The 12,912-nt window shown below is 48.6% G+C and carries 13 protein-coding genes; 5 read left to right on the top strand and 8 right to left on the bottom strand.

Features of this window, described 5'->3' with window-relative positions; genetic code table 11:
- Positions 1-81: 81 nt before the first annotated feature.
- From MiSe_RS50980 to MiSe_RS16425, 3 genes are read right to left on the bottom strand one after another with little or no spacing between them, the layout of a single operon-like run.
- Complete coding sequence (locus MiSe_RS50980; RefSeq protein WP_264196526.1) at positions 82-204, bottom strand: hypothetical protein; 123 nt, start codon at positions 202-204, stop codon at positions 82-84.
- Positions 205-246: 42 nt separating this feature from the next.
- Positions 247-531 carry a type II toxin-antitoxin system Phd/YefM family antitoxin gene (locus MiSe_RS16430; RefSeq protein WP_226581974.1) on the bottom strand — a complete coding sequence of 95 codons (285 nt, stop codon included), beginning with the start codon at positions 529-531 and terminating at the stop codon, positions 247-249.
- 13 nt (positions 532-544) lie between these two features.
- On the bottom strand, positions 545-1,231 hold the full coding sequence (locus MiSe_RS16425; protein WP_226581971.1) for a Uma2 family endonuclease: 687 nt from the start codon (positions 1,229-1,231) through the stop codon (positions 545-547).
- Between the two features lie 319 nt (positions 1,232-1,550).
- Here MiSe_RS16425 and MiSe_RS16420 point away from each other — a divergent pair, with 319 nt between their 5' ends.
- Both MiSe_RS16420 and MiSe_RS16415 read left to right on the top strand, forming a co-directional pair.
- Entirely contained in the window at positions 1,551-3,416 is a 1,866-nt protein-coding gene (locus MiSe_RS16420; protein WP_226581969.1) for an aspartate kinase, read from the top strand.
- A gap of 160 nt (positions 3,417-3,576) precedes the next feature.
- Positions 3,577-3,942 carry a hypothetical protein gene (locus MiSe_RS16415; protein WP_226581966.1) on the top strand — a complete coding sequence of 122 codons (366 nt, stop codon included), beginning with the start codon at positions 3,577-3,579 and terminating at the stop codon, positions 3,940-3,942.
- A gap of 411 nt (positions 3,943-4,353) precedes the next feature.
- Here the strand turns inward: MiSe_RS16415 and MiSe_RS16410 are convergent, their stop codons facing one another.
- From MiSe_RS16410 to MiSe_RS16390, 5 genes are all read right to left on the bottom strand, one after another.
- A complete protein-coding gene (locus MiSe_RS16410; protein ID WP_226581964.1) occupies positions 4,354-4,749 on the bottom strand; it encodes a phage holin family protein in 396 nt (131 codons plus the stop codon).
- Between the two features lie 220 nt (positions 4,750-4,969).
- Positions 4,970-5,332 (bottom strand): phage holin family protein, encoded by a 363-nt coding sequence (locus tag MiSe_RS16405; RefSeq protein WP_226581961.1) that lies wholly within the window; start codon positions 5,330-5,332, stop codon positions 4,970-4,972.
- An 88-nt stretch (positions 5,333-5,420) separates the two neighbouring features.
- Positions 5,421-6,110, bottom strand: a complete 690-nt coding sequence (locus MiSe_RS16400; protein WP_226581959.1) for an ExbD/TolR family protein — start codon at positions 6,108-6,110, stop codon at positions 5,421-5,423.
- 33 nt (positions 6,111-6,143) lie between these two features.
- Positions 6,144-6,857 carry a MotA/TolQ/ExbB proton channel family protein gene (locus MiSe_RS16395; RefSeq protein ID WP_373872804.1) on the bottom strand — a complete coding sequence of 238 codons (714 nt, stop codon included), beginning with the start codon at positions 6,855-6,857 and terminating at the stop codon, positions 6,144-6,146.
- 140 nt (positions 6,858-6,997) lie between these two features.
- Positions 6,998-8,245: an RNA-guided endonuclease InsQ/TnpB family protein gene (locus tag MiSe_RS16390; protein WP_226581953.1), complete on the bottom strand. Its 1,248-nt coding sequence runs from the start codon at positions 8,243-8,245 to the stop codon at positions 6,998-7,000.
- 456 nt (positions 8,246-8,701) lie between these two features.
- Between MiSe_RS16390 and MiSe_RS16385 the strand changes: the two genes are divergently transcribed.
- The 3 genes from MiSe_RS16385 to MiSe_RS16375 all read left to right on the top strand — a co-directional run bounded on the left by MiSe_RS16385 (position 8,702) and on the right by MiSe_RS16375 (position 12,879).
- Positions 8,702-9,004 carry a YkvA family protein gene (locus MiSe_RS16385; protein ID WP_226581950.1) on the top strand — a complete coding sequence of 101 codons (303 nt, stop codon included), beginning with the start codon at positions 8,702-8,704 and terminating at the stop codon, positions 9,002-9,004.
- Between the two features lie 309 nt (positions 9,005-9,313).
- Entirely contained in the window at positions 9,314-10,582 is a 1,269-nt protein-coding gene (gene iscB / locus MiSe_RS16380; protein WP_226581947.1) for an RNA-guided endonuclease IscB, read from the top strand.
- A gap of 281 nt (positions 10,583-10,863) precedes the next feature.
- Entirely contained in the window at positions 10,864-12,879 is a 2,016-nt protein-coding gene (locus tag MiSe_RS16375) for an efflux RND transporter periplasmic adaptor subunit (protein ID WP_226581944.1), read from the top strand.
- Positions 12,880-12,912: the final 33 nt, after the last annotated feature.

Here is a 12,912-nt window from a genome sequence, read left to right as displayed (position 1 = left end):
TCGCCCAAAACCCGCTCCTATTCTCTCACTTGATTGCTATTATTCCTCATCGGTTTGTGCAATCGGGATAACTTGGTGCTGTTAAAATCCTAACTTAGCCTTTAATTGTTCTAAACTAATCGTTTCTTCCGCATCTGCTTGTCGAATACCTTCTCGCAACTCTGCCATAAATTCTCGCTCGGCAATAATATCGATGGTTTCCAATAGACTTCGGCAATAACTCTTGTGGGATAGGCGTCTCGCCTGTCAAAGAGTTTGTTTTTTGTCGAGGTCTAATAGAGATTCAAACTGTTCCAAACTCATGGCGACCATCACGGGTTTGCCATCTTGAGTAATAATAGCTGGTTCAGCTACCAATTCATTTGGCAAGTTTGCTAACTGTTGTTGTGCTTCTTGGATAGTCAGGTACTTGGGCATATTTACCAGGGGGAGTGTATCTGTATTGAGTCTATCATGGCATTTTTGCATCTGGTTCCAGAAACCCGGTTTTTTAGAAAAACCGGGTTTCTTAGCGACGATATCCGATTGCACCTTTTTCCCCTACCTACTCTGTCTTTAAATTAGTAATTTGTTGAGCGAACCACAAAGCAGCAGTGCCATTTGTCTCTGACTGCAACCGGGACAAAGTTTGCGCTAATAAAGAAATAGGTAATCCCGACAGCGCTAAAGAAATAGTGCATTCTTTATACTCACCATCTTCCTGCAACTGAAACGCAAACAACCGTTGACCTCGGACATCAACTACCCAATATTCAGGAATTCCCAATTCAGCATACAGATGTTTCTTTTCATCCAGATCCGTTGCCAAACTTGTATCGGCAATTTCCCCTACCAAGTCCGGAACTCGCCACCGATCTAAATCAATTCGACGCGGTTCTCCTTCTTGCCAACGAGGATAGTCTTTACCTAAGTAAAGTACTAAATCGGGCGCACTTGCTTTCTTTTTAGGTTTCTCAAGCAAACAACGCCCTAATGAACTAAAAATTTGGCCTGGATTTTGACTAAACCAGAAAGCAATCAGTATTGTAAACAGGTCGCTGATAGTCGCGTGGTCGATTCCTTCCCAACCCATATCAATTACTAAAAGATACTTTTCGTTGAAAAACAACCTCATTCTCTCATTAGTTGTATCATCGCGATAGGCTACGTAATCTTCCCAAGTGGCGGGTTTCCAATGGTGTAAAGTTTCTACGCTATCTGTCTGAATGACTTGAGGAATTGCAGCAGTCATGGCATTAATAAAAACTGGGGTTTGATCGCAATTTTAGCCTGGGTTGGGTTGAGGAACGAAACCCAACCTACGCCAGCAGCGATCGCACACCATCTATGCACAGGACTTACGCAACCGGGTTTCCATAGAAACCCGGTTTCTTGGCGCTAGAAACCGGGTTTCTGCCTTTCATAGACACCCGGTTTCTTGGCGTAAGTTCTATGTGCAATCAAAAAAAATGTAAATGCATACGGATTCTAGTCCCAATAGTCTGATACCTTTAATTAGGTCGGTCGCCTCTACCCATCTCTGAAACGGAGGCGCTTGGGAAAAACAGGTTATGGCACTTATAGTCCAAAAATACGGTGGTACGTCGGTTGGTTCGGTTGAACGCATTCAATCCGTCGCACAGCGGGTGCTCAAAGCAGTCTCTGCGGGTAACTCGCTGGTAGTCGTGGTTTCGGCGATGGGCAAAACTACCGACGGGTTGGTTAAACTGGCAAACGAAATCTCTACTAATCCCAGTCGCCGCGAAATGGATATGCTACTCTCCACCGGCGAGCAAGTTTCGATTGCCCTCCTCAGCATGGCGCTGCAAGAATTAGGACAACCCGCAATCTCTCTCACTGGCGCGCAAGTCGGCATCGTCACCGAAGCGGAACATACCCGCGCCCGCATTTTACGCATTGAAACCGAACGGATGCAACGCCACCTGAATGCCGGTAAAGTTGTCGTAGTCGCAGGTTTTCAAGGCATTACCTGTACGGAAGAGTTAGAAATTACCACCTTGGGTAGAGGCGGCTCGGATACTTCTGCGGTAGCTTTGGCGGCAGCATTGGGTGCAGACTGCTGCGAAATCTATACCGACGTTCCGGGTATTTTAACCGCCGACCCGCGCCTTGTACCAGACGCCCAATTAATGGATCAAATTACTTGCGATGAGATGCTGGAATTAGCAAGTTTGGGCGCAAAGGTTTTGCATCCCCGCGCCGTAGAAATTGCTCGCAATTATGGCGTACCTTTGGTTGTGCGTTCGAGTTGGACCGATGAACCAGGTACTTTAGTCGTCGCACCCGCACTTCAACCCCGCGCCATCGAAGGTTTAGAATTGGTTCACCCAGTCGATGCAGTGGAATTCGATACGGATCAAGCAAAAGTAGCGCTGTTGCGCGTACCAGATCGTCCTGGGGTAGCGGCACGTTTATTTGGCGAAATTGCCACCCAAGATTTGGATGTGGATTTAATTATTCAGTCGATTCACGAAAGCATTACTAACGATATCGCCTTTACCGTTAGCAAAAACGTACTCAAAAAAGCCGAAGCAGTCGCATCGGCGATCGCACCCGTCCTTCGAGGTAACAGCGATATCCCCTCTGCAGCTGAAGTAATGGTAGATGCACAAATCGCCAAAGTCAGCATCGCCGGTGCCGGAATGATCGGACGCCCCGGCGTCGCCGCCCAAATGTTCGCTACCCTCGCAGATGCGGGTGTAAATATCCAAATGATTTCCACCTCGGAAGTCAAAGTCAGCTGCGTAGTCGATGCCGATGATTGCGATCGCGCCATCACCGCCCTTTGTTCCACCTTCGATGTCAATAGTTCCCCCGTTAAACGAAGAGACGCCCAGACGGGGAGACAGGGAGACGGGTCGAGTCAAGAAGTCCCCGCGTCCCCGCCTCCCCACCTCCCCGCGTCCTCTTCCCCAATACGCGGTGTCGCCCTCGACCTCAATCAAGCGCGCATTGCCATTCGTTACGTCCCCGATCGTCCGGGAATGGCGGCAAAGATATTCCAAGCATTGGCCAAGCAAAATATCAGCGTCGATATGATTATTCAATCCCAACGCTGTCGCATCGTTGATGGTACTCCCCGTCGCGATATTGCCTTTACCGTCGCCTCTGGCGATGCAGCTGCGGCTAAGAATACCCTGGAAGCCGTTATCCAAGAAATCGGTTGCGGCGAAGTTGTCGTGGATAATGCGATCGCCAAAGTCAGCGCCGTCGGTACTGGAATGGAAGGACAACCCGGTGTCGCCGCCCGATTATTTGAAGCCCTCGCCCAACACCAAATCAACATCCAAATGATCGCCACCTCCGAAATTAAAATCAGCTGCGTCGTTGACCAAGACCAAGGCGTCACCGCCTTGCAAGCCATCCACAGCGCCTTCGGTCTTTCCGGTAGTCAGAAAATCCAAGTTCCGGCTTAACCTAGAAACCCGGTTGCTTGAATAACGGTCTGAAATTGTTACAGCCCGCCTTCGCGGGCTTTGCTTGTATAGCCGCACCCTTAAGGGTGTCGGATTTTGACGAAGGTGTTGTTGAAGAAACCGGGTTTCTTTGATGCGACTATCTCACAAAACCGATCGTATGTTTCCACAAAAGCCGCGTTGGCTCATCATTGCAACTTTCTCTTTCTCACTTGCCTTAGCTAGCTGCTTCGGTTCTACTCGACCGATCGGGTACGTTGCGCGGACTCAACAAGAAGCTCAGCAAGCAGCTTGTTACAAGTTACGTCAGCGCCAAGTAAAAGCCATCGATGTTGCCAGTTTGGGCGTCTTTCCTGGCGTCCAAACCATTACAAATGAAGCCCAAAAACTAGAAATTCAACTAATCGAGGCAAAAACAAAGTTTATCGACACACATCCCCAGATTGTTAGTTTAAAACAACGGCAGGCTGCTTTAAATACCCTATTACAGCAACGCCTAGAAGGCGCTTGCAAGGTCTTGAATTAAAGCAACCCGGTTTTCCCAACAACCGGGGCGGGTTGATTAAAGTTATTTATTTTTCCCAAACATCCCTGGTAAAACCCGCCCCTACTCAATACCGCTATATCAGTTTCACAAATATCCTATTCGCTGTATTCCCTATTCTACCGTTGCGAAACACTAAAAATTTTTATATTACAAATTGTAAAAAACGCCATTTTCACGCTTTTAGATTATTGCGACTAAAAAAGATTAAAAATTATTCTCAATTAAATCACGAAAATGCGTTGTTTCAGGAATTGACAAAAACGATTAGTTCCTGTTATATAAAAAATAGGGTACAATCTTTAGGCATGGTATGACCTAAATTAAGCTTTTAGCTCAAAAGAGAAATCCTCCAAGGGAGGAAATCTCAGTTGGAGGAAAAGAAGGAGAGAGTTAGGCAAGAGGGGGGCTGGGATTGATAAAGAGAGTGTAGATTAAGCTGCTAATTAAAGAGAGAGCGATGGCGCCGAAAGCAGCACTAGCAATCCCCTTTTCCAAACGAAAGCCGGTGACCAATCTAGCGGCAATAGTCAAAGCGATAACGTTGATAAAAAACGAGAACAAACCTAGGGTGAGAATTTTAATCAAAAATCCGTACAAACCAAAGGTGAGGGTACTCGGCAGCGTTAAAGTAAAGAAAGTGATAACCGTATTTAAAATGCCAAAAACGGCAGCCGAAACATAAGCGATGCCAGGGTTATCGATTTCAATTCCTAAGGGCAGTTTAGTCAAAATCAGCAAACTAGAAGCCGTAACCAACCAAGTAATCAGAATATCGACGAAATCCATATTAAACCCCTCAAATCTGATCGGCGTGGGGTAAAAACAACCACAATAAGTACCGTAACGCATCGATTGAAGGGTTCCATCTGCAAAATGGCGTAAATCCTCTCTACCTTTTGGCAGGAATACCAAACAGACTTGGACACCCCCTCCATTCCTCTTCTTGGCGTTCTTGGCTTCTTGGCGGTTCTTTGATTGCAGGACTTCCCGGGAACATTTAGATTTCTTACCGAGGGACGCGGGCGATTTGAAAAACGATGCTATTGATGATACTCAGAGCAATCGAACCTAAAAGCGCACTCCAAATACCCCAACGCAAGCGAAACCCTTCTACGAGCCATGCTGCTAAACCAAAAACGATCGCATTGACGATCAGGGCGAATATACCCAAAGTCAGAATTGTGATTGGCAAAGCCAGAAGCTGTAAAATTGGGGTTAAAAAAGCATTCAAAACGCCGAAAACCGCTGCCGAAAGCAGCGCTTTTTGAAAGCTGTCTATTTCCACCCCCAAAGGCAAGCTGGAAACAATCAGCAAACTGGCAGTTGTAGCCAGCCAAGTGAGTAAAAGTCTAAGCAGATCTGGGTTCATCTCAAAACCTCTTAATTAACCCATGGAAAGCCAACACGACCCTACAGCAAAAAACTGCAAAAGCAGTCAATTAATCGGAATGTTTTAATCAATTGCGTCCGGGCAAAGTGGGTGTGGGAGCTACCCCTGTACCTGGTGGGGTGGGAAAATTCCCCCCAGGCGGAACCGGAGTAACGCCTGGTTGTGCTGGCAATTGGGGCTGATTCGGGTTAAACGGGGTAACTGGATTTGGCACGCCATAGGGATTATAAGGAACAGCGGGATTAACGCCACCACCAGGCAAGCCGGGGATACCCGTAGGGGGAAGCGAACCCGAACCTGGTAATTGGTTCAAAGATTCGGGTATGGTTGCCAGTGCGACGCGATCGCCTCCCACTTGCCGCATCTGATCCAACACCTGAACTACATCCTCGTACCGCACATCTTTGCCAGCCCAAAGAACCATCAATCCCTCTGGCTTAGCGGCGCGAAACTGCTGCAATTTTTCTCGCAGTTGGTCTTTTGAGATAATTGGCTCCGGCGGATTTACCATATCATCAACATAAACTTGACCATAAGGCGGATCGATGCGGACAATTAGCCGATCCGGTTGTTGCGGCGTCGTGCCGGTGCTAGCTTTCGGCAAATCTACATTAACCGCTTGCTGACGGTTGAGTTGCAAGCGCGCAAAGTATAAAGTCGCCAGCATAAAGAATGTCAAAACGCAAAAAATAACATCTATCAGGGGGACGATTTCAATGCGGACATCTTCTGATTCGGCATCCAGGTTAATTTTCATGGTCTAAATAGGGAAAGATGACAGTTGTGAAAATTATTCAGCACTTTCAATATTACTGCTAGGACTATCTACACTTGGCTTTGACATTCCCGAATTGCTGTTTTTATTGGCAGGATAACCATTTTCATTACCAGACCAAGCCATGCGGTAAAGTAACTCTAACTCATTCCCAGACTTGCGAAAAATCTTGATTTGGTTGAACAAAAAGACTTGAAACAAGCGATAGAATGCCAGAGTCGTAATCGCCACAATTAAACCGCTAGCCGTACTGATCAACGCTTCGCCAATGCCTAGGGAAGTATCGGTTAAAGCCCGACCAATTCCCGATGTCGGATCCGCATCCGTAGGCGCTACGCCTAATTGGCTTTTACTAATCGAAAGCAGCGAATTAATCAAACCCCAAACCGTACCAAACAAACCCAACAGCGGCGATAAAGCCACGATCGCTTCTAAAATTTTGTCCCCCCGCCGCATTGCACCCAACTCGTCATCCGCCGCCGCCTCTAGGGCGAGGCGAAACACTTCCGGATCGGGTTGGTTTAGCCGCAACGGTGCATACAGAAATCTTCCGATCGGTTTATTCGTCGCCCGTTTGGCAATATCCCTAGCCGCTTGCCAATCATGACTCGCCGCCTCTAAAACCCGGTTGACGATTTCGCGTTCCTTGGTCAGGGTTGTTGCCCAAAACCATAAGCGCTCCAAGATGATGCTGACGGATAAAATCGACAGTACCAGCAAAGGCCACATTGCTGGCCCGCCCTTCTCGAAAAAATCTTTAATCAGGTTCACGGCTTTCCGTTTCCTCCTTACATTACCGACTCAACGTTGCGATCGCCCCAGGAACCGTTACCAGTTTAGGGCAACGTGACATCCTCCCGACGCTCACCCTAACGGGTAGAGCGCGGGCTTCCCTTCCTCGCAGAAGGGCTTTCCTGCTTCATCGGGGTACGCACGCAACCTTCCTCCACAGGCAGTATCACCGACTGTCCATCGGCTACAAATACAAGACCTCGCTGCATCACCACTTGAGCGGCTGCAACATCTCGGTCGGTTCTATATCCACATTCAGCGCAATTATGCACGCGCTCACTGAGTTCCTTTTTCCCGGTGTGTGTTCCACAGTTGGGGCAAGTTTGACTGGTTCCGTTGGGGTCAACCTTAGCAAAGTAAACACCACGCTTCCAGCTAACCCAACTGAGAATTTCCAAAAAGCTACCCCACGCCGCGTCCAGGCAGTGCTTCGCCAACATTCCACGACTGGTCATCTTGAGGTTCAAGTCCTCAGCAAAAATCATTCCGGCAATGTCGCAAAGCTTGTGAGCGGTCAAGAAATGGAATTCACGACGAACGTTGTGAATGTGTTCATGAAGTATGCGAATCTTAGCTTGTATTTTTCGGTAATTGGCAGAACCCTTTTTCTTGTTTTTCAATTTGCGTTGCAGCCATCGAAGCTTGCTTTGCAAGTCCACAAAAAAGCGAGGGCGTTCTACCAGTTTTCCCGTCGATACAGCCAAGAACTTTTCCAGCCCCAAATCAATGCCGATGGGTTCACCATGCGGCATCACTTCAGGGACGGAAACATCCGCTTGCAGAATCAGTTGAGCGTACCAACCCGACGACTTGAATACCACCCGCACTTGCTTGACCTCAAACCCTTCAGGAATCGGTCGATGCAAGTTGATGGGCATCGCTCCAATTTTCGGCAGTTTGATTTCAAACCCGTTGACCGGATTCGACTTGAACTGCGGAAATACAAACGAACGATACTGACCAAACTTTTTGAACCGGGGGAAGCCAAACCCTCTTTCTTGCATGAACTTGAACGATTTATCCAGTCGTTTCAAGGCATCTTGCAACACTTGAGAGTGAACTGCTTTGAGTTGTGGAATATCCTCTTTCGCTAAGGTAAGCGCGTTTTGTTGTTTGTAGTAGTCGGGATAGGGAGCGTCCGCAGGAACAATGTATTCCTGCCTGATACTGCAAGCATTGACCTGACACTTGCGCGAACCGATCCAATCCTTTCGCTCTGCCAGAGCGTAGTTGTAGACGTGACGGCATTGCTCCAACCAGTCGAGCATTTTTGCTTGCTGGTCAAGGTCTGGATAGATTCGGTAGCTGTAGGTCAAGTTCAACATATAGATATTCTAACAGATTTGTGTTTTATGTTAGAATTAGCATATCGTATGTCGATTTTCGGGGCATCGTAGCTTGCTTCGGCGAAGCAGTACCCCTCAATCGACGCGGGGAGTCCATGTATCCCGACGCTGACCTTTCAGAACGCGGGACTTATCGCTCCCCGAACCCCTCATTAGTTAAAGAAAAAAGCACCGTTGGGCAGATTAATGAAGAGGACGCTCTGACATTGAGACGCCAGGACACCGAGAGTGGAAAATTCCCCGCGTCCTTAGCGTCCTTAGCGTCCTCTTTTCTGTCTCCCTATCCCTCAGACTGACGACAAAAAATCAATTTTGCTCCAAACTAAATTCCAGAAGCTACTCTATCGTAATGCCATCAAAACCTCGTGTGGAGATCCACACCCGCAACTAAATAAGCCATTTGCCACAATTAAAAGTAACTGCGAGGGCAATCCAATGAACAATATCGTCCAATCTTTTTATAACTGGTATCGCAACACGATTCGCAATCCCAAATACCGCTGGTGGTTGATTTTGGGAACTTTCCTTTACTTATTCAGCCCCATCGATCTTGCCCCCGACTTTTTGCCAATTCTGGGCTGGATTGACGATGCAGTCGTGATGACGCTGCTCGTTTCTGAAGTATCCCAGCTGTTGGTCGATCAAGTCAAACTGCGTCAAACTCAAAATTCCGATCAAGCATCTAGCGCCAAGAAAGACGGCGAAACCGTTGACGTGGATGCCGTTCCCCTCAAATAGCGATCGCTCTCAATTAAATCACCCGCTCCGAAGAACCTACCCAAAACTAGACACATCTAGTCATTTGTGGACAAGTCGGAGCGTGCAGACTCAGCGAAAGCTACGATTTTTGAGTCATGACACCTTGGTGTGAACGCCAGCACCATGACGGCAGTCGCTCATGGGGGTTTCCCCCAAGACCGCGCTGCCTCCTCTGTCGAAGGCAGTTAAGTAATCAGCGAACAGGTTTATAGCTGTAGTGCTGCCTTCCTAAAAAGCTCTTAAATCATTGTCCTTGCAAACATTACTTAGCAATAAGGTTGACAGAATATGTCAAATTACGCACTGCTAATCGATGCTAAATTGACACCTCTCAATCCAGTTCATCCAGCCAAAGCTCGTAAACTACTAGAATCTGGAAAAGCCGCTGTGTATCGGCGCTATCCATTCACTTTGATTTTAAAGCGGGCGATCGATCATCCAAATGTTTATCCGCTAACGCTCAAAATTGATCCAGGCTCAAAGTTGACAGGTATAGCGTTAGTAACCAACCAACAAAATGCGATCTGGGGAATGGAGTTACAGCATCGGGGGCAACAAATCAAAGATGCGATCGCACATCGATCTAGAGTGCGTAGAGGACGCAGAAACCGCCATACTCGTTATCGGCAAGCCAGGTTTCTCAACCGCTTTCGTCCTCAGGGTTGGTTGGCTCCATCATTGCAGCATCGCGTTCTGACAACCACAACCTGGGTCAAACGATTACAAAAGTTTGCTCCTATTGGTGCGATTGTTCTTGAACTGGTCAAGTTCGACACGCAAGCGATTCAAAATCCAGAAATTTCTGGCACCCAATATCAACAGGGAACTCTACAAGGTTATGAGTGCCGTGAGTACCTGTTGGAGAAATGGAATCGCCAATGCGCTTACTGTGGTGCCAAAGATATGCCACTAGAAATTGAGCATATCCAACCCAAGTCCAAAGGTGGTTCAGACCGGATATCAAATCTCTGTTTGGCTTGCCACAAATGCTGTGCCAAAGGAAATCAGGAGATCAAAGACTTTATTAAAAGTAAGCCAGAAGTTTTGCACCGCTTGCTGCGTCAGGCAAAAACACCGCTCAAAGATGCCGCAGCGGTCAACGCTACCAGATGGGCACTGTTTAATGTCTTGAAGTCTTTCCAATTACCTGTAACCACTGGAACTGGCGGACAAACCAAGTTCAACCGGATGCAATTTAATTTACCAAAAGCACACTGGATTGATGCAGCTTGTGTGGGTGTGGTTGAAACTATATTCCTAGTGACAACCAGAATTCTCAAAGTAAAAGCCACTGGTTTCGGTGGCAGACAACGTTGCCAGACAAACAAGGAAGGCTATCCGATTAAGCATCGCCCATTGCGTCCCATTCACGGTTTTTCCACAGGTGATATTGTGCGCGCCGATGTCCCAAAAGGTAAATACTTTGGGACTTTTACCGCACGAGTCTGTCCCATGTCTCATGGTTACGGTGAGTTCGTCATCGACAAAAAACGGAGGTCAATCAAATTGGAATATTTAACGCCCGTTCATCGTCGGGATGGTTACGACTATGCCTAAACCTTTACAAAATGACCATAAATGTACAGATCTGTACAGCAAACAAGTTACAGTTTCTCACCCTTAACCCCCTTGCCCGCTCTTCGGGCAAGGAGGTGGCTTTTTATACCTATATCCCCGATTAAAATTAAATCTGCCTACGGATAGACGGCTACAAACACCAAATACTATCATGCTAAGAATGTTAAGTTATATCAATAGCGTTAAATAAAGTATTTCTAATTACTCAAAAATCAGTACTGAGTTGAGCAAAACACCCCAAGGCTGGAGCAAAAAAAACGATGGATCGCCAGCAATACTCCAATTCGGTGAATGGATCTGCAAAACCGTCCCTCCTGGAACAGGATCGGGTCAGTGCAGATATAGATCGGTCTCCACAACGGTTATGGTCACCCGTCGCCGATGAAACAGACCAGCAGGAACTCGAGCAATCTTCCACCCTACCAAATACAGACCGCACTCCCCCACCAGCGCCAAAAACGGGGCGCACTCGCGGCGTATCATTAGCATTGACATTGCTTCTTTTAGTCGCAGGTGGCGGTTTTGCTTGGCAGTGGTGGCAGACAAAAAGCACCCCCACCCCCGCATCGGCTCAACGATCCGGACCGAGAGGCGTCCCGGTCAAGCTGGCAGTCGTACAAACAAGCAGCTGGGAAGAGAGTTCTGAATTTGTCGGCACATTGCAAGCCCAGCGCACTCTACCGTTACGTCCAGAAATTGACGGGCGCTTGAGCGAACTCTTAGTCAAAGCGGGAGACTTTGTCCGCCCAGGCAATATCATCGCCCGCATGGAAAGCGAGGAACTGCACGCCCAATTAGTCCAAGCCAGGGCAAATCAACTCGCGGCCCAAGCTCGCCTCAAACAATTGCAAGTCGGTAGCCGTCCGGAAGAAATCGCCCAAGCCCAAGCGCGTCTAGCCGAAGCCCAAGCGCGTCTCTCGGAAGCCCGTGCCGGATCTCGTCCGGAAGAAATTGCCCAAGCAGGCGCCCGTCTAGCCCAAGCACAAGCCCGTTTAGCAGAGGCCCGTGCCGGATCTCGTCCAGAAGAAATTGCCCAAGCCAGGGCGCGTTTGGCCCAAGCACAAGCCCAGCTAACGGCGGCGCAAACATCTAACCCGCAACAAATCGCCCAAGCACAAGCACAAGTACAAGCAGCCCAAGCAAGGGTAGATTTGGCAAGCCAGCGCTTGCAGGCAAATCAATCTTTGGCACAGCAGGGAGCAATTTCCCAACAGCGCCTGCAAGAGGTAATCGCAGAATACCGCACCACACAAGCAAGCCTGGAAGAAGCTTCTCGCCGTTTGGCAGAAGTCCAAAATGGCACCTCCCCAGGGGAAATTGCCCAACGACAAGCCGCAGTCAGAGAAGCCCAGCAAGCTTTAAACTTGTTGCTATCAGGCACTAGGCGCGAGGAAATTGCCCAAGCCGAAGCCACCGTCGCCGAAGCACAGCAAGCCTTAAGACAGTTACAAAACGGCAGCCGTCCCGAAGAAATCGATCGCCTCCAAGCCGCCGTCGAACGCGAACGACAAGCCCTACGCCAGCTGCAAAACGGCAGCCGTCCCGAAGAAATTGCCCAAGGCTCAGCCCAAGTCGCCCAAGCCGCAGCGCAAGTGCGCGCAGCGGAAGTGCGCCTGGAAGACAGCAACCTGCGCGCCCCGTTTGCCGGTATCATCGGCGACATCCCCGTGAAGCGGGGAGAATATCTCAGAAAAGGCGATACCTTAACTACTCTGACTCAGAACCAAGCCTTGGATTTGCACCTTTCGATACCGATAGAAAGAGCGTCGCAATTGCGACCAGGTCTGTCAGTACAATTAACAGGAGCAAAAGGGGAAACGATCGCGACTGGACCGCTCGGCTTTATCTCACCCCAAGTCAATACCCAATCCCAAGCCATCCTCGCCAAAGCGACATTTGATAACACCAGCAGACAGCTAAGAGACGGGCAATTTGTCCGCGCCAAAATTATTTGGAATTCGCGACAGAATGCGGTAGTCATCCCCACAACGGCGATAATTTTCCAAGGGGAAGAGCGCTTTGTGTATGTCGCCAGGAACCAAGCACCAGGGGAGAATTCCGGGTCCCCTGCACCTACCCCCGTCGCGAAACGGCAACCAATTCAATTAGGATTGGTCAAAGGCGACAAAGCCGAAGTCGTATCTGGACTGCAAGCAGGAACTCAAATCATCGTCTCCGGCACTCAAAAACTGAGGGACGGCGCTCCCATCGTACCGCTTCCCGGCGAGGAGCGATCGCCAGAGGGCAGAGGCGCAGGTGAGCAGGTGAGCAAGTGAGCAGGTGTGCGGGTGAGAATTACCAATTACCAA

Origin of the sequence: Microseira wollei NIES-4236 (assembly GCF_020521235.1) — a bacterium.
Classification (GTDB): Bacteria; Cyanobacteriota; Cyanobacteriia; order Cyanobacteriales; family Aerosakkonemataceae; genus Microseira; species Microseira wollei.
Note: the sequence above shows the minus strand (reverse complement) of the source record. Positions and strands in the feature narration are given on the sequence as shown.